Origin of the sequence: Flavobacterium labens, from assembly GCF_048286755.1 — a bacterium.
Taxonomy (GTDB): domain Bacteria; phylum Bacteroidota; class Bacteroidia; order Flavobacteriales; family Flavobacteriaceae; genus Flavobacterium.
Map to the genome: position 1 here is coordinate 253,229 of NZ_JBLVPL010000002.1, position 22,205 is coordinate 275,433.

General features: G+C 34.3%; 21 protein-coding genes. 11 read left to right on the forward strand and 10 right to left on the reverse strand.

The window, feature by feature from the left end:
• Window positions 1–59 precede the first annotated feature (59 nt).
• Both ACNQF8_RS07650 and ACNQF8_RS07655 read right to left on the reverse strand, forming a co-directional pair.
• Window positions 60–755, reverse strand: a complete 696-nt coding sequence (locus ACNQF8_RS07650; RefSeq protein WP_417953172.1) for a YiaD family glycine zipper/OmpA-like lipoprotein — start codon at window positions 753–755, stop codon at window positions 60–62.
• Between the two features lie 18 nt (window positions 756–773).
• On the reverse strand, window positions 774–1,250 hold the full coding sequence (locus ACNQF8_RS07655) for a lipocalin family protein (protein WP_417953173.1): 477 nt from the start codon (window positions 1,248–1,250) through the stop codon (window positions 774–776).
• A gap of 179 nt (window positions 1,251–1,429) precedes the next feature.
• Between ACNQF8_RS07655 and htpG the strand changes: the two genes are divergently transcribed.
• From htpG to ACNQF8_RS07670, 3 genes are all read left to right on the forward strand, one after another.
• Window positions 1,430–3,331, forward strand: a complete 1,902-nt coding sequence (gene htpG, locus ACNQF8_RS07660; protein ID WP_395380983.1) for a molecular chaperone HtpG — start codon at window positions 1,430–1,432, stop codon at window positions 3,329–3,331.
• A 440-nt stretch (window positions 3,332–3,771) separates the two neighbouring features.
• Window positions 3,772–4,176, forward strand: coding sequence for a hypothetical protein (locus ACNQF8_RS07665; RefSeq protein WP_417953174.1), 405 nt, complete (start codon window positions 3,772–3,774; stop codon window positions 4,174–4,176).
• Window positions 4,177–4,409: 233 nt separating this feature from the next.
• Window positions 4,410–5,042, forward strand: coding sequence for a DUF2971 domain-containing protein (locus tag ACNQF8_RS07670; RefSeq protein ID WP_417983484.1), 633 nt, complete (start codon window positions 4,410–4,412; stop codon window positions 5,040–5,042).
• A 250-nt stretch (window positions 5,043–5,292) separates the two neighbouring features.
• On the opposite strand, the gene ACNQF8_RS07675 is transcribed toward ACNQF8_RS07670, so the two are convergent.
• The 6 genes from ACNQF8_RS07675 to ACNQF8_RS07700 form a co-directional block, all read right to left on the reverse strand.
• Entirely contained in the window at window positions 5,293–6,258 is a 966-nt protein-coding gene (locus ACNQF8_RS07675; protein ID WP_417953176.1) for a sodium-dependent bicarbonate transport family permease, read from the reverse strand.
• Window positions 6,259–6,289: 31 nt separating this feature from the next.
• Entirely contained in the window at window positions 6,290–7,642 is a 1,353-nt protein-coding gene (locus ACNQF8_RS07680; protein WP_417953177.1) for a dihydroorotase, read from the reverse strand.
• A gap of 3 nt (window positions 7,643–7,645) precedes the next feature.
• On the reverse strand, window positions 7,646–8,605 hold the full coding sequence (locus ACNQF8_RS07685) for an L-threonylcarbamoyladenylate synthase (protein ID WP_417953178.1): 960 nt from the start codon (window positions 8,603–8,605) through the stop codon (window positions 7,646–7,648).
• Window positions 8,606–8,608: 3 nt separating this feature from the next.
• Window positions 8,609–9,394: a DUF6671 family protein gene (locus tag ACNQF8_RS07690; RefSeq protein ID WP_417951838.1), complete on the reverse strand. Its 786-nt coding sequence runs from the start codon at window positions 9,392–9,394 to the stop codon at window positions 8,609–8,611.
• A 54-nt stretch (window positions 9,395–9,448) separates the two neighbouring features.
• On the reverse strand, window positions 9,449–9,739 hold the full coding sequence (locus ACNQF8_RS07695; protein ID WP_417951839.1) for a hypothetical protein: 291 nt from the start codon (window positions 9,737–9,739) through the stop codon (window positions 9,449–9,451).
• Between the two features lie 180 nt (window positions 9,740–9,919).
• Window positions 9,920–10,138, reverse strand: coding sequence for an isocitrate/isopropylmalate family dehydrogenase (locus ACNQF8_RS07700; RefSeq protein WP_417951840.1), 219 nt, complete (start codon window positions 10,136–10,138; stop codon window positions 9,920–9,922).
• Window positions 10,139–10,226: 88 nt separating this feature from the next.
• Between ACNQF8_RS07700 and ACNQF8_RS07705 the strand changes: the two genes are divergently transcribed.
• Window positions 10,227–11,168 (forward strand): LysR family transcriptional regulator, encoded by a 942-nt coding sequence (locus ACNQF8_RS07705; RefSeq protein WP_417953179.1) that lies wholly within the window; start codon window positions 10,227–10,229, stop codon window positions 11,166–11,168.
• A 155-nt stretch (window positions 11,169–11,323) separates the two neighbouring features.
• Here the strand turns inward: ACNQF8_RS07705 and ACNQF8_RS07710 are convergent, their stop codons facing one another.
• Window positions 11,324–12,817: a DUF2254 family protein gene (locus ACNQF8_RS07710; RefSeq protein WP_417951842.1), complete on the reverse strand. Its 1,494-nt coding sequence runs from the start codon at window positions 12,815–12,817 to the stop codon at window positions 11,324–11,326.
• A gap of 602 nt (window positions 12,818–13,419) precedes the next feature.
• On the opposite strand from ACNQF8_RS07710, the gene ACNQF8_RS07715 reads away from it, so the two are divergent.
• Window positions 13,420–14,712 carry a M20/M25/M40 family metallo-hydrolase gene (locus tag ACNQF8_RS07715; RefSeq protein WP_417953180.1) on the forward strand — a complete coding sequence of 431 codons (1,293 nt, stop codon included), beginning with the start codon at window positions 13,420–13,422 and terminating at the stop codon, window positions 14,710–14,712.
• Window positions 14,713–14,898: 186 nt separating this feature from the next.
• Window positions 14,899–15,291, forward strand: coding sequence for a DUF2721 domain-containing protein (locus ACNQF8_RS07720; protein ID WP_315209099.1), 393 nt, complete (start codon window positions 14,899–14,901; stop codon window positions 15,289–15,291).
• Window positions 15,292–15,359: 68 nt separating this feature from the next.
• Here ACNQF8_RS07720 and ACNQF8_RS07725 read toward each other — a convergent pair whose 3' ends face one another.
• A complete protein-coding gene (locus tag ACNQF8_RS07725; RefSeq protein WP_417953181.1) occupies window positions 15,360–17,477 on the reverse strand; it encodes a TonB-dependent receptor domain-containing protein in 2,118 nt (705 codons plus the stop codon).
• 147 nt (window positions 17,478–17,624) lie between these two features.
• Between ACNQF8_RS07725 and ACNQF8_RS07730 the strand changes: the two genes are divergently transcribed.
• From ACNQF8_RS07730 to ACNQF8_RS07750, 5 genes are all read left to right on the forward strand, one after another.
• Complete coding sequence (locus ACNQF8_RS07730) at window positions 17,625–19,013, forward strand: DUF1800 domain-containing protein (RefSeq protein WP_417953182.1); 1,389 nt, start codon at window positions 17,625–17,627, stop codon at window positions 19,011–19,013.
• A 10-nt stretch (window positions 19,014–19,023) separates the two neighbouring features.
• The gene (locus ACNQF8_RS07735) at window positions 19,024–20,193 is read left to right on the forward strand and encodes a DUF1501 domain-containing protein (protein ID WP_417951848.1); all 1,170 of its coding nucleotides are present in this window, start codon (window positions 19,024–19,026) and stop codon (window positions 20,191–20,193) included.
• 56 nt (window positions 20,194–20,249) lie between these two features.
• A complete protein-coding gene (locus ACNQF8_RS07740) occupies window positions 20,250–21,146 on the forward strand; it encodes an EamA family transporter (RefSeq protein ID WP_315209110.1) in 897 nt (298 codons plus the stop codon).
• A gap of 67 nt (window positions 21,147–21,213) precedes the next feature.
• On the forward strand, window positions 21,214–21,567 hold the full coding sequence (locus tag ACNQF8_RS07745) for a DoxX family protein (protein WP_417951849.1): 354 nt from the start codon (window positions 21,214–21,216) through the stop codon (window positions 21,565–21,567).
• A gap of 4 nt (window positions 21,568–21,571) precedes the next feature.
• A complete protein-coding gene (locus ACNQF8_RS07750) occupies window positions 21,572–22,180 on the forward strand; it encodes an alpha-ketoglutarate-dependent dioxygenase AlkB family protein (protein ID WP_417951850.1) in 609 nt (202 codons plus the stop codon).
• Window positions 22,181–22,205 lie beyond the last annotated feature (25 nt).

A 22,205-nucleotide genomic window follows, 5' to 3' on the forward strand; every position in this document is an offset into this window, starting at 1 on the left:
AAGACACAAAAAAAGGCTGCTTCTTGATGAAACAGCCTTAGTTTATATAGTATTTTTGCTTATTTTTTCACTTCAGCTTCGGCGTCTTTAATCATTTTTTCATTTGCAGTAATAGCAAATTCAACACGACGGTTTTGACTTCTACCTTCAACAGTTTCATTTGAAGCAATTGGATCAGCAATACCTAAACCAGTAACTTGAAATCTACTTGAAGAAACACCTTTGCTATTCAAATAATTTCTAACTGAGGCTGCTCTTTCTCCAGAAAGTTTTAAGTTATAATCAGCTGGACCAGTACTGTCAGTATATCCGTAAATCGTAATGTTAGTATCTGGATATTCTGCAAAAACAGGAACCAATTTATCTAAGTTAGCTTTTGCAGCAGCGGTCAAAGAAGATTTGTTAGTATCAAAACGCACAGCATTTTCATTCAAAACTAATTTAATTCCTTCTCCTACACGAACTACCTCAGCTCCTGGAAGTGCAGCATCAATTTCTCTTGCTTGTTTATCCATTTTGTTACCAATAACTCCACCGGCAACTCCACCAATAACACCACCTAACACAGCTCCCATTGCACCTTTACCACCTTTACCTAGATTGTTTCCTAAAACACCTCCAAGTACAGCTCCGGCTACAGCACCTATACCAGCACCCTTTTGAGTATTATTTGTGTTTTTTACCGCCTCGCAGCTCGTAAACATTGAACCTATAATCATTATTGTTGCCATTGCAACTATCGAAATCTTTTTCATATTTGTATTTTTTACTTATTAATTAACTTTTTGAAACTGATACACAACATCAGTCATTTTTCCTGCTACATCAATTTTATCAATCAATTGAAAAGAAGATTCAGTTTGATTGGCTACATATAAAATATAACCTTCTTTCACTTTTCTAGCCTTCTCTCCAGCATTTAGAACTTTAAGAACAAACTGTCCATCATTATTAACAAACCATGTAATTGGGGAGCTGAATGCCATACAATTTGCTTTTGTCAAAGCCATGGTTCCTTTATTATTATTAGAAACAAATTTCCAATTACTTCCTACGAAACATTCCGAATCCGCAAGTTGAAAACTATTCACTTTTACATATTGCGAACCTGGATACGTTACAGAACTTATTGTCCAGTTTCCTTTCATTGCAACTTGAGCTTTTCTATCTGTATTCGTACTTGTCACTGATGTTGACTTACATGCGAACATCAAAACAGCTAACGTGCATACTAAAATTACTTTTCTCATTTTTCTAAATTTAATGAATTAATACTTACACAAAGATACAATGCATCAAAAGAAAATTGTTTCAAAATTAAATTATTTTATATCATAATTAACGCTTGCGACAATTTGTCACTTCAATTGTAATTGGTATTCTATTTGAAAGACTCTTATCCATTAAAATAAACTTAAAAATTCATAATATGACAACAGGTAAAATTAATGTTTCGGTAGAGAACATCTTTCCCTTAATCAAGAAATTCTTATACAGCGATCACGAAATTTTCTTGCGTGAATTGATTTCGAACGGAACAGATGCAACACTTAAATTAAAGCATTTAACCAGCATTGGCGAAGCCAAAGTAGAATACGGAAACCCAATTATCGAAGTAAAAATCGACAAGGAAGGTAAAAAACTACACATCATTGACCAAGGTCTGGGAATGACAGCTGATGAAGTGGAAAAATACATCAACCAAGTGGCGTTTTCTGGAGCTGAGGAATTTTTGGACAAATACAAAGATTCTGCTAAAGATTCCGGAATTATTGGACATTTTGGTCTTGGTTTTTATTCTGCTTTTATGGTTGCCGAAAAAGTGGAAATTATCACTAAATCGTTCAAAGATGAACCTGCTGCTCACTGGACTTGCGACGGAAGCCCGGAATTTACTTTAGAACCAGCTGACAAAACTTCTCGTGGAACAGAAATCATTTTGCATATCGCCGAAGATTCTTTGGAATTCTTGGAAGAATACAAAATCAAAGAACTGTTGAATAAATACAATAAGTTCATGCCTATTCCAATTAAATTTGGAACCAAAACAGAGAAAATAGAGCAAAAAAAGGGTGAAGAAGTTGCTGAAGAAGATAAAGACAAAACTTTTACGGAAGTTGAAGTAGACAACATCATCAACAACCCAAATCCGGCTTGGACCAAACAACCAACGGAATTATCAGCAGAGGATTACAAGAATTTCTACCATGAATTGTACCCAATGCAGTTTGAAGAACCGTTATTCCACATTCATTTAAATGTAGATTATCCGTTCAACTTAACTGGTATTTTGTATTTCCCAAAATTAGGTTCTGATTTACAAATTCAGAAAGATAAAATCCAATTGTACCAAAATCAAGTGTACGTAACGGATAATGTAGAAGGAATTGTTCCTGAGTTTTTAATGATGCTGAAAGGTGTTGTAGATTCACCGGATATTCCATTGAACGTTTCTCGTTCTGGATTGCAAGCTGATGCTGCGGTGAAGAAAATCTCGAATTACATCACGCGTAAAGTTGCCGATAAATTAAAATCGTTGTTCACTGAAAACCGTGAGGATTTTGAACAAAAATGGAACGACATCAAAATCGTTTTAGAGTACGGAATGCTTTCTGAAGATAAATTCTACGAAAAAGCAGGTGCGTTTGTTTTGTATCCAACAGTTGACGGTAAATATTTTACCTTAGAAGAATTAAAAGAAAACCTTGCTGCTAATCAAACGGACAAAGACGGAAAATTAGTGGTTTTATACGCTGGAAACAAAGAGGCGCAACACTCTTATATCGAAATTGCGAAAGACAAAGGATATGAAGTTTTATTACTAGATTCTCCAATCATCTCGCATTTAATTCAAAAAATTGAAGGCGATAACAGCAACATGACTTTCGTACGTGTCGATTCAGATCATATTGATAATTTAATCAAGAAAGAGGAAACTACTATTTCTAAATTATCTGAGGAAGAACAAACTAACTTGAAAACCGTTTTAGAAGCTATTGTTCCTAAACAAACCTATTCAGTTCAACTGGAAGCTTTAGACAGTAATGCTTCGCCATTTATCATCACGCAACCTGAATTTATGCGTAGAATGAAAGAAATGAGCCAGTCAGGCGGTGGTGGAATGTTCGGAATGGGAAATATGCCGGAAATGTACAATTTGGTAGTCAACACTAACTCTGAATTGGCCACTAGCATCCTAAACAACAAAGACAAAGACGCTCAAGAAAGTTTGGTAAAACAAGCACTTGACTTAGCTAAGTTATCACAAAACCTATTAAAAGGAGAAGCATTAACGGCTTTCGTAAAAAGAAGTTTTGAGATGATTAAATAAGATCATTAGACTTTTAGATTGTTAGATTATTAGAGTAAACCTGCAGGCGACCCCGAAGTATCGGGACTTGCAGGTTTTTTTTTTGGAGCAGAACGATTGTTTTTCAAAATCACTTTCGTCCCGCTATGCGCTACAATCTTTGCTTTTGGCTTGCGCCACAGCAAAGGATTTCTCCCGAAGCTTCGGGACTATCGGGGCTATTTAGGATGTTTTCGATTTCAAAACAATATTCATCAAAATCCCTCAAACCAGTTCACTTATCAAATAATCCTTTTAACTATTTGTAAAGAATTATTTATATATTTGAATTAAATGAAGTATAGCTGTTATCATACCTATCTACCCAAAAGGGAGTGGCTTTGTATGATTCTATGATACATATATACAAGTTGGCATATATGTTTAAAAAAAATGAGGTGAAAACTATAAACTAAATGAATATGAAAAATTTTAAATTCTTCTTTGTTATTTCTATATTGATTTTCTTTTCTTGCTCAAAAGAAGATGCACCTACTTTTAATGAACAAATTAAAGGTGTTTGGAATTTAACAAATATTACTCAACAAAAAGATAGCCAAATTAAAGTTTTACAAAATGGAAATTCTAAGTTTGAGTTTAAATTAAATAGTGTTAATATTATTGGAGACACCTATTTAAACAAAACTGGGGAATATTCATACATAGTTAGCAATGAAAATTATTTTAAACCTGATTTAATAGAACCTAAAAACAACGTATTAATAATCGGTAACTATAAATATATTGTTGAAATAGAATATGAAGGTAAAAATATGATTTTAACGAATTATTCAGACGGCAGAATTATATACCACCTATCAAAATAAAAAACACATCTGCTAACAGCTACTACAAAGGATTTGGGCAATTGGCTTAATGGAAAGTTGGTCTTGTATTTGGGAGATTTGGCAAATACGAAAATAGGGCTTAATTTAGTACCAAACCCCATGTATTACCAGAACGTTAGCAGGCATTAAACAATCAATATCATCAAATGTACGAGGATTATCCAGAAACATACAAAACGCTAAATTCCTACAATAAGCCTATTTGGCGTTATATGGATTTTTGGAAATTTTTAAATTTATTAGAAACTAGTTGCCTCTATTTTCCGAATGCTAAAAATTTAGGAGACAAGCATGAGGGAAAATTTCCTAAAGAAGTTTTTGAAATGATGCTTGAAAAAGATTCTGCATTTTATACTTTCCTAAAAAACGAACTTGAAACTAAATTAAGAAAAGAAACACTAATCTCATCTTGGACATATCACGAAAATGAATCTTTTGCAATGTGGAAAATGTATGCAAAAGATAAAATGGGAGTTGCAATAAAAACCGATTTAGAATCACTTAAAAAAGCATTCAGTAAAACTGACAGAACTGTTCATATTGGAGACGTAACATATTTTAATAAAGAAAACTTCAGTTATAATTTTACAAATTTGAATTATGCGTTCTTAAATAAACATGAATATTATAGCTTCGAAAAAGAGATTAGATGCATAACAAACTGTTTACCTAGTGAAGAAGATGGATGTAAATTAATTGAAGTTGATTTGAATGAATTAATAAAAGAAATCTATATTTCTCCAAACGCTAGACCCGAGTTTATTAAACTATTAGAAATACTTAAGAATCAATACAATATTGATTTCAAAATTAAATTATCTGAGGTTAATGATTCTTGGTTATAAGTAACGCCTGCTAACACACGCTACTAGCAATTTAGATTTTACGCTTAATTTAAAGTTGGTTTTGTATTTGGAAGATTTGGCTAATCCCGCTCGTGTAAATTCTCAAGAGTAAATAACTATAAATTAAACCTGCAAGCTTGAACTTGCAGGTTTTTTTATTTCTAAAACTTAACATTTGTATTAATTCATGCTATAACCAATAGTTTCTGAAACAATTAATAAGTACTACTAAATTCCACAAAGCAACTATTTAAAGGTGACACAATACAATTGAGAAATAAATGGGCATCCCAAAAGTAATGTTAAAAGGAAACGTCACTGCCAAAGCCATAGGTAGAAAAATTCCTGGATTCGCCTTTGGTACTGCTATTTTCATTGCTGCCGGAACTGCAATGTAAGAAGCGCTTGCCGCCAGTACTGCAAAAATAAAACGGTTCCCAACATCATCTGTAATAAATTGACTTAAAAAAGCGACGATACAACCATTAATCAGCGGAAAAACAACTGCAAAGAAAATGCTGAACCACCCACTCTTGAAAAAATCATTCAGTTTTCGGCCACTTACAATTCCCATATCCAATAAAAATAAGGCTAAAAACCCTTTGAAAATATCGGTCGTAAAAGGCTTAATTCCCAATGCTTGTTGTTCACTGGCTAAAAATCCAATAACCAAACTCCCCAAAATCAAAAGTACACTTCCATTAGTGAACGAATGTTTAATAATCGTACTCATCTTGGTTTTTTGAACACCTTCTTTACTAAACAAACGAATTAAGATTACACCTATAATAATCGCCGGAGCTTCCATCAGCGCCATTACTGCAACCATGTGACCACTAAAACTGTAGTTTTGAATTTCTAAAAAGGAAACAGCCGTTACAAAAGTCACCGCACTTACGGATCCATAGGCAGCGGCAATAGCGCCCGAATTCTCAATACTAAACTTCCTCTTCAAAATAAAAAAAGTATACAGTGGAATTAATCCTGCAATCAACACCCCAAAGAGTATCGACCAAATTATGTCTATGGTAAAATGACTGTGAGCCAATTCCTGTCCGCCTTTAAAACCAATTGAAAAAAGAAGGTATAGCGATATAAATTTAGAGGTATTCTCAGGAATTTCTAAGTCACTTTTTACATAGACGGCTACAATTCCCAAAACAAAAAACAATAAGGCTGGATTGGTTAAATTCTCGAACAATAAACTGAAATTCATATTTGATTATATTTAATTTTATTTTTTTTAATTATCTAATTTTTTCAAACCGCAATCTCTTGCCTTTTATATCGGTCTTAAAACTTCCTTTCTCGTACACTAAATTTCCATTTACAAAAGTAGCATTGATGCTGCTTTTAAAAAATTGCCCTAAAAAAGGAGACCACTTGCATTTATACAAAAGAGAATTAGTCGTTATTTCCTGCTCATTATTTAAATCGACTAATACCAAATCTGCAAAATAGCCCTCCCGAATATAGCCCCGTTCCTTGATTCGATATATTTCCGCTACATTATGGCTCATTTTCTCCACTACTTTCTCCAAAGGAATCTCACCCCGATGAAATAATTCTAACATTGCTAAAAGGGCGTGTTGTACCAAAGGTCCGCCGGAATGTGCCTGAAAATAATTACCTGCTTTTTCCGCAATAGTATGTGGAGCATGATCCGTAGCAATTATATCAATAGAATTATTTAGTAGTGATTGCATTAAACCTTTTCTATCGTGCTCTGTTTTTATAGAAGGATTCCATTTAATCTTGGAACCCAATCTTTCATAATCGGCATCTGAAAACCAAAGATGATGCACACAAGCTTCAGCTGTGATTCGTTTCTCTCGAACTTGGATTTTATTATCGAATAATTTGGCTTCCGCCAAAGTTGAGATATGAAATAAATGTAAGCGAGTATTGTGTTTTTCAGCAATTTTCAATACGCGTTCAGTAGCACTTAAGCAAGCTTGCGTATCCCGGATTAGCGAATGATAAAAAAAAGGAATAGCATCCCCATATTGAAGTTGAAACTTCTGCGTATTCGCTTTTATAATTGCGTCATCTTCGCTATGCAAGGCGACAAGCGTATCCGTTCTTGAAAAAAGCTGTTCTAAAAAGTCTGGATAATTAGCTAAAATACCGTCATCATTGTTAAAATAAAGACCATCATCCGTGATCCCACATACATTTTCAGTATCTGTTTTTAAAGCTTCCTCCAGATTATTTTTAGAAATTCCCATAAAAAAAGAATAATTAGCTACTGATTTCTCAGCTGCCATCCGGTACTTTTCTTCTAGTAATTCCTGAGTAAGCGTATTTGGAATCGTGTTTGGCATATCCATAAAGGAGGTGATACCACCAGCCACAGCTGCTACAGATTCCGTGAGAAGAGAACCTTTATGGGTTAATCCAGGATCTCTAAAATGAACTTGGTCATCAATCACGCCAGGCAATAGGTAAAGTCCGGTTGCGTCAATCTCCGTGTATTTTTTTTGGGGGTCTAACACCCCAGGAGGTGCTATTCTTTCAATCTTTTCTTGAGATATGAGTACATCTAATTCAAGTATCTGCCCCTCGTTTACAACTTTAGCATTTCTTATTATGACATCCATATTTTATTTTTGAGTGGCTCTTTTTAATCGGTCATTTATTGTTTTGCCCAAGCCAAAATCCGGAAATCGTTCCGCTAAAATACAGTCGAGATTGCAATGATCCAATCGATGCAAAGCAGCATATAGTTCTGAAGCTGCTTCTGCTAAATTTCCTGTTGGAGATAAAACTTCTTGTTGTACAATTTTGGGATCATTTACCTCGTTTTGGAATACGATAACTCCAATTTTTTGATCTGGAAAAGTTAACAGCTTCTTCTTCACATCAGCTGTCAAAAAAGTCTTGGTTAAAGGGGCATAATGCCTAGAAAACATACCGGGTGCCGCTGGAGCGATATCATCAATGGTAATCATTTTTACCGGCCCTACAACTCCTTCAATATCCTCTACAGCTAAAGAACCCATGCGATATAAGATAGGTTCCCCATTTTCAAATCCTATAATAGTTGACTCTATTCCTCTTTGACAAGCTCCCCCATCCAAAACCATTGGCAATACCTCTTCAAAATAGTCCGCGACATGTGTTGCCGTAGTGGGACTAATAGAGCCAAAAGGATTGGCACTTGGTGCCGCTAAAGGATAGGCTAACTGATTCAGCAAGGCTAAGATAACTGGGTGATTTGGGACTCTCACCGCCACTGTATCTTTACCACCGGTGACTAAATCCGGAATAGCAATTTGCTTTTTTAAAACCAAAGTTAAAGGTCCCGGCCAGAAAGCTTTCGCTAACAAGGCGGCTTTTTCAGGAATGTCTCTTGCTATTTCAGAAAGGACGGCTGCAGATTTTATATGAACAATCAAAGGATTAAAAAATGGTCTTTGTTTCATCGTAAAAATACTCTCGATGGCTTTTGGACTATAGATATTTCCTGCTAATCCATAAACCGTTTCGGTAGGAATACCTATGATTTGATCTTGATCCAAAAAAGTTACAGCTTCTTGAATCGAATTACTAATTGTACTCATATATTAAGGGTTACAGGAGTCACAAAATCCTGGTTCTTCGGTTGTTTTGTGATGGGGATACATTTTTTCTGAACTAAAAGAACACTTTTTGCAGCTATAAATAAAACTCAATGTAGAACGAGTGGGCGCTGAACACCACGAACAAGGCAAGCCCTGTTTTGCATCTGTCACACAAAAACCAGGCGTTTTACAGCTTGGGCATTCGCTTTTTATCGCGTCTAATAATTTTTGTGCAGCAATTTTGATGACACCCATTCGAGTGGGATTATACATCGCACGCATATCCGTTTCTGCATAGACACTTCCATGAACACGCATTAAAAGCTGAAACGAATCCTCCAAATGACTTTTTGTGGTAATTCCTTTAATTATTGCGCTGAGGTCATCTGGCTTGGTTCTCAATAGTATGGCATGAGACGGGAATTGTACTTTATTTGCAAAATCCAAGAGCATTTCTGTATTGAGGATGTTTTCTCCATAAAAATTAGTATCCAGACTCAGTTCGCGGACCACTATTTCCAAATCATTTTTTTTATCGATAAAAATTAAAAATTCGTCATCTGCTTGTGCAAAAAAAATAGAAGGATGCGAACCAAAAGAACCTTCACTAGCAATGCCCAGATCACAATCAAATTGTTCCATAGCTGTCAGACACTTTGCCCTTACGGTTTCCAATGCTGTATCTTTTCGATCTATTTCTCCGGAAAAAGTTCCAAAAATATCTGAGTCATAGTTCTCAGGTACAAAGCACTGTACTCCTAGTCCTTCCTCCAGAATCGGAGCGATCACTTGTTCTTTTTGATGCTTCGTTGCAATCAATAATCTTCTGCCTTCAAACATTGCTTAATCCTTATTTTTTGGCTTAAGAACCAGTTGAATAACACCTTCAATTTGCAAATCCATATCATTTACTGCCGCTTCCTTTATAAGCTCCTTGATGTAGGCTGATGCATCTAAAAGTGTCTCTTGCCTTATTTTTGAATGTGGGTTCTCTTTATTGAACCGAATCTGATTGCTGAATATTTCTAAATTATGATAGTTAATCTTACTGTTTATCAAAGAAAACAGTACTTTTCCCGCTTCTGATGGTGAAAACTGCCCTTCAACCAGCTTAAATTGATATTCTTTTTTCATAGCTATTTTATATTAAGATTTTGTTTTTTTGTAATGTGTAGGTCGTAAAAAATATTCCTGAACCAAGAAACATTATGAAAAAAAAGTTGTTAGGTTCTAGGAATGTCAATAGTATTCCAACGATTAGCCAAATCACCGCAACGAGTAAACTAATTTTTTTATTTTTATTTTTCATAGGGACTAATTTTTGGTATTTCTTAATGGAGCGTGTTCGGAATAATCCCTCTTATTGAATTGTTTTCTGAATCGATTCCAGGAATGTTCTTTTTCACCAACTTTTTCACCAACTTCGATTTCATCAAATTCCAGCTGCGTACCCGCTGCTTTAATAATTTTCAGAGTAGCATCCATAATTTCAGGACCTATTCCGTCTCCTTTTGCGATTGTTATGCATTGCATCTGTTTATGGTTTATTTTTTGGCAAAGGTATATGTGGCTATCCATAAATTTTTATTTATATTTGTAATGATATACATAAAAAATATTTATGAACTATACACTCCATCAATTACAGGTATTCTTAAAAATAGCACAAAACGAGAGCATTACTAAGGCTGCGGCAGAACTTCATCTTACGCAACCCGCAGTATCCATTCAATTAAGAAATCTTCAAGATCAATTTGATGTTCCATTAACGGAAGTAATCGGAAGAAAGCTTTATGTGACCGATTTTGGAAAAGAAATTGCCATGGCAGCTGAAAAAATTCTTAATGAAGTACATGCCATCAATTATAAAACAATGGCATTCAAGGGGCAACTTACCGGAAGATTGAAAATTTCCGTCGTATCTACAGGCAAGTATGTTATACCCTATTTTTTATCTGATTTTCTAAAAATGAATCAAGGTGTAGAATTAAGTTTGGATGTAACGAATAAAATTAAAGTTCTGAAAAATTTAGAAAGAAATGAAGTAGATTTCTCTTTGGTGTCAGTATTACCTGATTCTCTGCAAATCGAAAAAGTTGAATTAATGCCTAATTCACTGTACCTTATTGCTAATAGTGATCAAAAAATAGTATCAGGAATCCAAGATAAAAGTATTATCGAAACCCTATCAATAATCTATCGGGAAGAAGGATCAGGGACAAGATTCGTAATGGAAAAATTCATCGAAAACAATCAATTGACGGTTCCAAAAAAAATGGTACTCACTAGTAACGAAGCTATAAAACAAGCTGTATTGGCTGGACTTGGATGTTCTATTATGCCTTTAATTGGAATCAAAAATGAACTTAACAATCGTGATTTACAAATAGTCCCTGTAAAAGGTTTGCCAATTCAATCCAACTGGAATTTAATATGGTTAAAAGGCAAGAAATTTTCTCCGGTCGCTGCTGCCTATTTAAAATTCATACAAGAAGAAAAAACAAGAATTATCGAGCAAAAATTTAATTGGATAAATGTAATAAAGGATGTTAATCACGCTTAGAACAAAATGATTTTGCAAATGAAAACTTTGGCATTTTTTTAGTTTTTAAATTTGCATTTCTGTATCAAAATCGATTTTGCATACCGAGAAATTGTTAAGACCATAAAACATGTAGCAATCTCGATACTCGATGAAGCTCTCTTTATTCAAACTTTTTACGTTAATTTATTTCCATTTTTATTAATCGTATCGGCAAGGGTTTTATAGGCTTTTAGATATTCAATCGCTTCAATTTCAGCAGTTGTAATTTCTAAATTATCCGAATAATGATTCATTTCGTAATGATTTAAAACTCCTTTTAGCTCCAGCGCTTTAATTTGCAATTTTGCTTTTTGTCTAAATCGAAACAATTCTCTCTCTACAATTACTAATTTTTCTTTTGATATTTTTAGCTTCCCTTTTTTGTATTGTGACAAATTATAAATTTCTAATAAATCCATTTCCTCAACTTGCTGTATTAGGATTTTCAAATTAAAAGGATTTTCAACTAATGGTAAAATAATCCGGATTGATCTAATAATCCTTTTCACAACAGTAGGATCTTCTTTACCCCACTGAAAAATCTGATCGTAACAAAAGTCAATAAATTCTTCAAAATTAAATTCATTTACCTGTATTTTTTTAGAACCCAAAGTCCTGGAATCTGTAGAAGGAAATTCTCGTATTGCTAATTCTTTTGCAATTTCGCCTATTTGGTCAATACAATTCAAACAAGTCGTTGGATCATTTACCGCAGGAGAAATGGCTTTTATCGCAATATCTACCAGTTTTCTGACACCAAAATTTACATCTTGCGTATGACTTCTGAATAACTTAACTTTAAAAGTAGTACTTACAATTGCCCCTATTTCTTTCTTTAAACGAAGTATCTGATTCATTTGGAGTTCCTCACTAAAAACTAATACCATAAGCGTAGTGGTATCTTTCATAATAAATTCCCCTACAATTGGTTTTTGATAGGCATTTTCAAAAAAAACGCCCACATCAGAACTATTTATATATTCTGTTATTTTTTCGAGTTTTTTATAATTAACGCTATCCAAATAACCGGTTTCAAAAGGACTTACAATTTTTACTTGAAATTTATCAGGTTCAATTTTGGAACGTTTGTAAAGGAGAATTTTGCCCACATTCCAATTTTCCTGATACAACACATTGATTTCTTCAACCATTTCAGTTTTGATTCCATTTGTGATACTGGAAACATTCATGTTTATACTTAAATAGCTGATCATATTAGGATAAGACCATACCAGACAATAAAAAGCAAGCAGAGAGCCTGTGGTAAGTGTTAAAAGAAAAGAAGTTTGATAAAAAACAGATGCCAATTGAGGTAATACACACAACGAAATAGTCCCCACAAACAATCCGATAAATTGTTGCATTTTAATATTATTTGATAAAAAATGTCTCAAAATTCGGGGTGAAAACTGAGAGGATGCCAGCTGCATCACAACAAAAATAACTGAGAAAGTAGTTAATGAAATTCCAATCAGAATAGAGATTAGAATAGTAGAAACCGGAATTAACCGATTGTAAATTTCTAATTCATTGATTTTAAATCGCATTCCAAAATCAACATAATAATCAATCGTCAGTAAAACAGAACCAATAATAAAAGCATAAATACCGCTGGTAAATGTGCCCATATGTTTTATCTGATGTTCCAATATATTTTTAAGCGTGTATTTCAGTTTTTGCCTCATGGTATATCTATAAAAAGTAAAACTACTAAAAATCAAATTACAAACGCTGATAATCTTTAGATACAAAGACAACATTACTTTAAAAATGAACATTTCAAAATTATGGCTCAAAGTAGCTCTTTTTACTGGAATCTTATTTGCTTTTTATTGGAATAAACTAGCAAAATAGAATTCTATTTTTAAACTATATTTATGCTGAAAATGTACTTCCCGATTTCGGATTTATAATCCGTGCCCACAAAGTTGAACAAACAATACAAGTAAAAAAGTTATATTTTTTAAAACTATGAAAATTAATTTAAATAAAGATTTGTAGCTTTTCTGTTTGGTTAAAGCATCGAGTGTTTTAGTTACCAATTAGAGTCACACAGCATAAACAAGAGCAATAGTGAACTAAAGAAGTATTTCTGCGCTACTGAGGTTTTCTTATTTAGAAAATGACATAGTAATTTTGATTAGATTTGTTTTGATATAACATCTTTGTGGCTGCGAATTGCAAATTCTCGCGACCAGAAGGATCATTAGAATTTTAAAAATGTAACATAATGATGAAAATATTCCTATCACTTTGTTTTTTAATTGCTTTCATCAATGGCAAAGCACAAAATTTATCTAATACAGAAAAAAAGATAGTTGCCTATATCAATGAGCATTTGCCAGAAACTAAAGATTTACTTATTAAAACAGTCAATATTAATAGTGGAACATTAAATATTGAAGGTGTAAAAAAAGTAGGCGCCATTTACAGTGCCGAGCTTGAAAAAGCTGGACTTAAAAGCGAATGGATAAACTTACCAGATAGTTTGAAACGAGCTGGTCATTTAGTAGCCACCAAAAAAGGAACTAAGGGAAAACGTATCTTTATTATTGGGCATTTAGATACGGTTTTTGAACCAGATATGCCTGCCAATAATTGGACAATGTTAAATGATTCAACAGCTACAGGACAAGGTGCTATTGATATGAAAGGGGGTGATGTAGTAGTTATTGCAGCATTGCAAGCCTTAAAAAATTTAGGCTTATTAGACAACGCATCAATAATAGTTTATTTTACAGGAGATGAAGAAAGAGCTGGTCTACCCATTAGCGTAAGCCGTAAAGATTTTATAAATCGAGCTCAGCAATGTGATTTAGCATTAGGTTTTGAAACAGCCATGGGTCTTAACACGGTTACAACAGCTCGTCGTGGGGCTAGCAGCTGGACATTAAATGTAACTGCTAAAACTGGCCACTCTCAAGGTGTTTTCAGTAGTAATTCTGGCTATGGTGCTATTTATGAATCTGCAAGAATTTTAAATGATTTTCGTTTGCAATTAAGTCAAGAAAAGTATTTGACTTTTAATCCAGGATTGATAGTTGGCGGCTCAGAAATGAATTATGATGCTGATAAAGCCAAAGGTGATGCAATAGGTAAAACAAATATCATTTCACCTATAGTCACCGTTGTTGGTGATTTACGTTTCTTGACCGAAGAACAAAAAGAAACTGCCAGAGAAAAAATGAAAGCTATTGTAGCCAATAATTTAAATGGCACAAAGGCTACAATTAGTTTTAGCGATGGCATACCTGGAATGGCTCCAAAAGAAGGTAATAATCGCTTACTTGCTACTATTAATACTATTTCACAAGACATGGGAATTGGTAAAACAGTTGCCGGCGACCCAGGTTCTAGAGGTGCTGGCGATATTTCGTATATAGCAAAATATGTAGATTGCATAGATGGTTTAGGTTCTTCTGGTAAAGGTGCCCATGCTGCTGGTGAAACTATTAACCTAAAAGAATTTCCGTATTTAATTCAACGAGCTGCGATTTTAATTTACAGATTAACGCAAAATTAAAATGTATTTACAGCTTTCTCTAGGAGTAGAAGTTTACAATTGTATGGAATTGAATTCCATTTAAGAATAAACAAACCAACTTTAGGAAACGCTCAATGTAAAGCGATTAACAACTTTTTCACACAAGAAAGTAGTTATCCCAATTTGTTTATCGAAATTTGCATCTTCAATTCAAACGATCAAAAAATGACTTTACAAATAGAAACTCCTGCTCTACTTTTTGGTGCAACTTCATTAATATTACTAGCCTACACAAATAGGTTCTTGACTATTGCAACTATTGTACGAGGATTAAAGAAAACATATAAAGAGAAAGAAAACAACTTAATTTTACTGGAAATAAAAAATCTAAACTTGCGCTTAACCCTTATTCGAAATATGCAATTAGCGGGCGTATTGAGTTTATTTCTATCTGTTTTTGCGATGCTCCTTTTGTTTTTAGAGCTACAGACCGCTGGTGTTTATCTTTTTGGGCTGAGTTTATTAGGATTATTAATTTCGTTGGGATTATCATTTTGGGAAATCAGTATTTCAGTGAATGCCTTACGTTTGCATTTAAGTGACTTGATGCATAAATAAGAACCTAATTTTACAAAAAAAGAGCTGTAAAATAATCTTACAGCTCTTTTTATTATTATTTTAAAATGTTATTGCGTTATAATTCCTTCTTCTTCTTTCTTCTCTTTGTTTAATAAATTCGGGGTTTCTTTGGCCAACTTATTTTTGGTTGGAATTTTATAATTTAAGCTAAAGCCAAATTTCCTAGTGTCTTGTTTGCTGCTAATTAACAAAGGTGTTTCAAAAGCGTTGAAAGCGTTCCTATTGGTATTCAAAACGTCATCGGCAAAAACAGAAAGTGTCAATTGGTCTTTCAAAAACTTTTTAGAAAAGGTTAAATCCAATGAATTTCTTAGCGGTTCTACAGCGATAAAATAAAAATAGTTTCCTTTTGGCACGACGTAATTATAGTTGGCTACAAACTTTATCTTTTTTGGAAGTACTATTTGCGACATGAAGTTAAACATCCAAAAACCATTGGTATCAACATTTGGAATTTGGTGGTATTGATAGCCTGTATACACGTATAAAAAGTTCATAGTGTCTGGATTCACATTCATTTTCATAGTTTCAGCGAGACCTTTGGTAAACAACATATACGGAATTGGCATGCCCACACTAAAATTATGAATCTTCACTTCGGGAATATTTTCATTTGTATTGATTACTACATCATTATTAAGCGTCACTCTGTTGATCACTTGGTTCTTTGCTGAACTGATGTTGTAACTAATAAAAGCATAATCAAAGGCGCTTAACTTTACTTCGTAATTATCAAAAATCGTAGGCTGTAGGTTCGGATTACCGGAATAATCTACATTTGGGTTTTGATAATTGGTATTGTTTGGATTTAAAGCAGAAGTGCTTGGTAAGGTGATTTTTTTATTATAATTCACATTAAAATTAACAGATGTACTAAAATTGTACTGTGCACTTGCATTTGGAAAAAAGCGAAACTGCTTGAATGAACTCAAAGCAGCCACATCCGTTTTACCTGTTATGTTGTAATCTTCGGCACGACCACCCACAATAAAATTTATTTTGTCAAACTTAGTCTGGAATTCTAAATACGATGCGGTAGTTCTACGTTTGTATTCCAAGTTAGTAGTTCCCATACTCTTTGCATCAAAAAGCAACTCTTCGTATAATGCGCCAAAACTAATTTTCCCTTCATCCGAAAACTTCATGGGTTGTGAATAATCAAACTTTGCGTTGTATAAATTTTGATTTGATGAATTATCTAACGTTGAAGCTGAACTTCCCACTGGATTCAATTGAAAATCATTGGTGTTGTTGTTATAATTAAATTTAAATTCCAACTTTTTAGCAGCATCTTTAAATTTTTTCTGATAGGTCACGACAGCATCTTGGCGTAAGCCCGTATTTTGAGAAGCATCATTGGTACTAAATCCTGGTCCACTTCCTAATGTATTGCTATCATTATTGTTGTGCGTTACATCATAATTAAGCAGCAAACGATCTTTACCTATATCAAATGTCAGCGCCGATTTGATAAAATTATTTCTTCCTGTACGATCGGCATCCGTTTTAGAAAGTAAGGAATTCATGCCATTTTCCTGTTTTTGAAGAGAAGTCCACACCGCGCTTTCTCTATAATTTTGGCCAAGATTTAACTGCCATCCAAAATATTTATTCTTGGCACTCAACAAAAGACTGTTGTTCATTCTCAATCGCACATCATCATAACTCGTAAAACTTGTACTGTTGGTATAGGTTGAACTCAGGTAGTTTTTTGCATTTTTATTGGTAATAATATTTAAAATTGCACCACCAGAAGTGGCAGGAAACTCTGCTCCTGGTTGTGTAATAATTTCAATTTTTTCAATTGCATTGGCTGGCATCCCTTCTAGAAAAGCGTTCAACTCATTCGTAGAAATATTTAATGGTCGGCCGTCCATAAAAACATCCAATTGTTTTCCTTGGTACATCATTCCAGCAATATCTGAAGCGATTAAACCAGGTAATTTTTTGATCCCTTCCAGTACAGAACCAGTATTTAAATTGGGCTGATCGGCAAAGTTAAATATCGTACGATCTGCTTTTTGCTCTATCGCTTTTTTAGTTTTTATAATAGTAACCTCGTTTAATTCGGTTGTTTTTTCAGGAGCTTTTTCGGGAGTTGTTTGAGCCGAAAGGGTATAAAAACTGGTAAGACTCAACAAGGCAATCAATTGTATTTTTTTCATGATTTTTATATAGATATCCCATAAGTCCCCGTTTTAACTGATATGTTACAACAAGATTGAAAAAATATCAACATCAAAACACCAATAAAGCTGTAGATTAAACCCTATAACTAGTTTTAAGTCTAACTCGTATAGCACTTTACGATTATGAACAATCACACCCTTTGGTCTTTACGACTCGGATATTCAGCGCAACAAGCGGCGACCATCAAAAAATTAGGTTTGAAAAACTTCTTAGAGCTATCCTTTGCCACTCCATTTGATGCAAACCTTCCTGATTTTTTAGAAAATAGTCCAAAAACTATCCGTGAATATAAAGAACTCCGAAATAAGCTAAAAAACGCTAGTCCAGAGCAAGTAAAGGAAATTCGCAAACAAGAAGGACAATCGACCCTTGCCATGAAAGCGTGGTGGATTGAAAAAATGTATACCAATGAATTCTCACTTCGCGAGAAAATGACCTGCTTTTGGCACAACCATTTTGTCGCCATTTCCCAAAAAGTAAAAGTGAATTACTGGATTTTTCAGCACAACCAAATTTTACGCGAACATGCTTTTGGTAATTTTAAAACCTTGACTAAAGCAATTATTCAAAGCAATGCAATGGTGCGTTATTTAGACAATGTGGACAATCGAAAAGGAAAACTGAACGAAAATTTAAGTCGGGAACTACTCGAACTTTTTACACTAGGAATAGGAAATTACTCGGAGGAAGATATAAAAAATGGCGCTAAAGGTTTGGCTGGACTCGGTATTGGTGAAGACAACGCGGTTTATCGTAAATTTTTTGAAGAGCAAGAAAACTTTGTTTACTTGGGCAAGAAAGGAAATTTCAAACTGAACGAAATGGTGGATATTATTTTTGAACAACCCAATATTCCCTATTTGATTACTCGGAAAATTTTGCAATGGTTTATTTACGATCGTCCAAAAGAGGATTTGGTGCGCTATTATGGGGACTATTTCCAGAAAATGAACTTTGAAATCAAGCCGCTTTTAGAAAAAATTTTTACCGAAGAGTTTGCTAAAAACACTGCTGGTTCTAAAATTAAAAACCCTTTGGAATACTGCTTGCAAATCATGAACGAACTACAGATTGTCAATCCGAACACCAAACTAATTGCCTTTTTCGTCAAACAACAAGGGATGGATTTATTTGATCAGCCTAACGTGAAAGGTTGGGAAGGTGGCAATTCTTGGCTGACATCACAGATCTTTCTGCAACGAAACAATGCAGCCGATTTACTTTGCAATGGTAAAAATTTGAACCGTGGTGCTAAAAATGAAGACACTATGATGCGACAAAATCCCAAAAAGCTACTCTCTGTACAATTAAATTGGAACAAGACTGGCACTAACAAGGAAATCATTAGCGAACTCAAAGACCGATTGCTGTTTCAAACAGACGATTACAGTCAAGCCGATTTTGAAAAAATATTGAAATATGATTTTGATCCTAAAACAGCAGGTTCCGAAAATGCTGTGATGCGCTTGTTCAATTATATGATCAAAACACCTGAATTCCAACTCATTTAAAACTACAATTATGAACAGAAGACATTTTTTGAACCTGACTGGAACCTTTACAGGAGGTTCACTTCTATTGCCCGATTTTCTGTATTCCTTCGGTTCGCAAAACAATCTAGTAATCGGGGAACAATGTGTTGTTTTTGTACAATTAAATGGTGGAAATGACGGATTAAATACATTCATTCCGTTTGAAGATGCACTATATTATGACTTGCGTCCAAAAATTGCACTCACCAAAGATGAAGTACTAAATGCAGCTAAAGGAATGGCGTTTCATCCTGCTTTGAAGGGATTTGCGCGTATGCAACAAAACGGAGATCTATCGGTTATTCAAAATGTGGGCTATCCTAATCCTGCACGTTCCCATTTTCGAAGTCAAGAAATTTGGCAAACTGCTCCCACTAATCAAGAGTATTTAAATAACGGTTGGTTGGGACGCTACTTGGATTTGCAATGCAAAGAACACCAACCTACAGCGGGTATAAATATTGACAGTATAGATAATTTAGCACTCAAAGGCGAAAATCCTAACTCGATTACTGTTAAAGATCCCAACCGATTTGTCACTAAAAATAAACTGGAAAATGACAGCCAATTATCGAATAACCCACAGTTAGATTTTGTTCGAAAAATAGCCAATTCTGTTGTAGAAGGCTCTGATGACATTCAAAAAGCCATAACAAAATCAGCATCCTCGGATGTAGTGTATCCAAAAACAGGATTATCAAAAAATCTCGAATGGATTGCTAAACTGATCAAAGGCAACCTGAATTCAAAAATATATTATACTTCGTTAGTAGGTTTTGACACGCACGACAACCAACTCGCCATTCATAAAAACAAGCTCACAGAACTGAACGATGCCGTTTTTAATTTTTATGAAGATTTAAAAAAAGCACAGCTGTTGCAAAATGTAACCATTGTAGTGTTTTCAGAGTTTGGTCGTCGCGTTAGAGATAACGGAAAAGGAACCGATCACGGAACAGCCGCTCCAATGTTCATAATTGGTGGAAACAACCAAGGAAAAATAATAGGTCGAAACCCCAATCTTGCTGATTTAGATCAAGGTGATTTAAAACATGATATTGATTTTAGAAGTGTATATGCTTCGATATTGAGAAATAAATTGGACTTTGATCCTACTCAAATTGGCATACAAAACCCTATTTTGAAAGGACTTTTTTAAGTTTGCCATGAATCACTTTAAAAACCTATCTTTGCCCGCTTTTTAAAATTGAAAAAATGACAAAGAATAGTGTATTAAAAGGAGTTTTCTTAGTAGGTCTTGGAGCAACCAGTTATGGTATGCTAGCGACTTTTGTAAAAATAGCCTACGGCGAGGGGTTTACTACACCCGAAGTTACCATTGCGCAATTCGTATACGGAATCACGGGAATGCTGCTGATTAATATGTTTCAAAAAGCTAAAAAGGGAAATGCCGTTGTAAAAGCATCTAAGAAAAACATTTCTCAATTAATGCTGGCGGGAACTTCACTGGGAATGACAAGTATCTTTTATTATTTGGCCGTTAAATACATTCCCGTTTCGATTGCTATCGTTTTATTGATGCAAACCGTTTGGATGGGCGTTTTATTCGAAATGATTTTAGAAAAGAAAAGACCTTCCACTCAAAAAATAATATCGGTAATCATCGTATTATTTGGAACGGCGCTTGCCACAAATTTGATTCAAAGCAAAGTCGAATTAGACTGGCGCGGCATCGTTTTAGGACTTTTGGCTGCAACTTCATTTACCACAACCATGTTTACCGCAAATCGAGTAGCCACCCATATTTCTTCGGCGCAACGCAGTTTATTCATGCTCCTTGGTGGTGCAGTAATCGTAACCGGATTTGCAATTGCTACACAAACGACTCCTTTCAATTTTGAGATTTTCATGAAATGGGGAATTATATTGGCTCTTTTTGGAACTATAATTCCACCTTTATTATTCAACGCCGGTTTCCCACTTACCGGAATTGGCCTTGGAAGTATTGTTTCGGCACTGGAACTTCCCGTATCAGTACTGATGGCGTATTTTCTTTTGAATGAAAAAGTAATTCTGCTTCAATGGGTTGGGATTATATTAATCATCTTGGCAATTGTGATTATGAACGTGAATTTTAAGAAAAAAGCTTAATTTCTATTCAAAACATTTGTGCTAATTTCATTTAAATTTTTATAAATTCGTAATAAATAACTTTATTATGAATTTACCTTGGCATTTATATGTGATGGCTTTTGTTTACTTTATTGCAGGATTAAACCATTTCAGAAACCCGAGATTGTACCTGAAAATCATTCCGCCTTATTTCCCGAATCCAAAATTACTAAATCACATCAGCGGTTTAGCCGAAATAATTTTAGGAATATCATTGTGTATTCCTGTGCTTTCAAGCTATGCCGCTTGGGGAGTTATTGCTTTATTAATTGCTATTTTCCCAACGCATTTGTACATGTATTTCGATGAAAAAGCAAGAATGGGTTTGCCCAAATGGGTTTTGCTTTTGCGGATGCCTTTACAATTAGTTCTCATTTTCTGGGCTTACCAATATACATAATCCAGTGAAATCACTTTTCGAATCCACATCAGAACCTATATTCCTTGACTTGCCGGACGCTGAAATTATCTATTACCCTCAGTTTTATGATAAAGAGCAAGCCGATATTATTTTTGCCGAATTAGCAAAAGATATTCCTTGGCAACAAGATGAAATTAGAGTTTATGGTAAAATTCATCCACAACCTCGCTTGACGGCTTTGTTTGGAAACGAAGGAAAACCCTATTCCTATTCGAATATTACCATGCAACCGCATCCTTGGAATTCGCTTTTGCAAAAGCTAAAAACGGAAATCGAAAAGGTTTCGGAAACCATTTTCACAACCGTTTTACTCAATCAGTATCGCGACGGAAAAGACAGCAACGGTTGGCACGCCGATAACGAAAAAGAATTAGGAACAAATCCTGTGATTGCTTCGTTGAGTTTTGGCGCCGAACGTACGTTTCAATTGAAACATAATTTGGACAAAGACCTTAAAAAAAATATCATTTTACAACATGGAAGTTTGCTGCTGATGAAAGGAACAACACAGCATTTCTGGAAACATCAAATTCCAAAAACAGCAAAACCCATTAACCCAAGAATAAACCTTACTTTTCGCGTTATCAAATAGATATTTTATAAAAATGTATTAAATT

Excerpts from the sequence above, each read along its gene's own strand:
- ACNQF8_RS07725 (WP_417953181.1), bottom strand. The coding sequence starts at position 17,477 with ATGAAAAAAATACAATTGATTGCCTTGTTGAGTCTTACCAGTTTTTAT.
- ACNQF8_RS07685 (WP_417953178.1), bottom strand. The coding sequence starts at position 8,605 with ATGAGTACAATTAGTAATTCGATTCAAGAAGCTGTAACTTTTTTGGAT.
- ACNQF8_RS07665 (WP_417953174.1), top strand. The coding sequence starts at position 3,772 with ATGAAAAATTTTAAATTCTTCTTTGTTATTTCTATATTGATTTTCTTT.
- ACNQF8_RS07680 (WP_417953177.1), bottom strand. The coding sequence starts at position 7,642 with ATGGATGTCATAATAAGAAATGCTAAAGTTGTAAACGAGGGGCAGATA.
- ACNQF8_RS07715 (WP_417953180.1), top strand. The coding sequence starts at position 13,420 with ATGATGAAAATATTCCTATCACTTTGTTTTTTAATTGCTTTCATCAAT.
- ACNQF8_RS07735 (WP_417951848.1), top strand. The coding sequence starts at position 19,024 with ATGAACAGAAGACATTTTTTGAACCTGACTGGAACCTTTACAGGAGGT.
- ACNQF8_RS07670 (WP_417983484.1), top strand. The coding sequence starts at position 4,410 with ATGGATTTTTGGAAATTTTTAAATTTATTAGAAACTAGTTGCCTCTAT.
- ACNQF8_RS07720 (WP_315209099.1), top strand. The coding sequence starts at position 14,899 with ATGACTTTACAAATAGAAACTCCTGCTCTACTTTTTGGTGCAACTTCA.
- ACNQF8_RS07740 (WP_315209110.1), top strand. The coding sequence starts at position 20,250 with ATGACAAAGAATAGTGTATTAAAAGGAGTTTTCTTAGTAGGTCTTGGA.
- ACNQF8_RS07730 (WP_417953182.1), top strand. The coding sequence starts at position 17,625 with ATGAACAATCACACCCTTTGGTCTTTACGACTCGGATATTCAGCGCAA.
- ACNQF8_RS07745 (WP_417951849.1), top strand. The coding sequence starts at position 21,214 with ATGAATTTACCTTGGCATTTATATGTGATGGCTTTTGTTTACTTTATT.
- ACNQF8_RS07650 (WP_417953172.1), bottom strand. The coding sequence starts at position 755 with ATGAAAAAGATTTCGATAGTTGCAATGGCAACAATAATGATTATAGGT.
- ACNQF8_RS07695 (WP_417951839.1), bottom strand. The coding sequence starts at position 9,739 with ATGAAAAAAGAATATCAATTTAAGCTGGTTGAAGGGCAGTTTTCACCA.
- ACNQF8_RS07675 (WP_417953176.1), bottom strand. The coding sequence starts at position 6,258 with ATGAATTTCAGTTTATTGTTCGAGAATTTAACCAATCCAGCCTTATTG.
- ACNQF8_RS07655 (WP_417953173.1), bottom strand. The coding sequence starts at position 1,250 with ATGAGAAAAGTAATTTTAGTATGCACGTTAGCTGTTTTGATGTTCGCA.
- ACNQF8_RS07710 (WP_417951842.1), bottom strand. The coding sequence starts at position 12,817 with ATGGGCACATTTACCAGCGGTATTTATGCTTTTATTATTGGTTCTGTT.
- htpG (WP_395380983.1), top strand. The coding sequence starts at position 1,430 with ATGACAACAGGTAAAATTAATGTTTCGGTAGAGAACATCTTTCCCTTA.
- ACNQF8_RS07705 (WP_417953179.1), top strand. The coding sequence starts at position 10,227 with ATGAACTATACACTCCATCAATTACAGGTATTCTTAAAAATAGCACAA.
- ACNQF8_RS07700 (WP_417951840.1), bottom strand. The coding sequence starts at position 10,138 with ATGCAATGCATAACAATCGCAAAAGGAGACGGAATAGGTCCTGAAATT.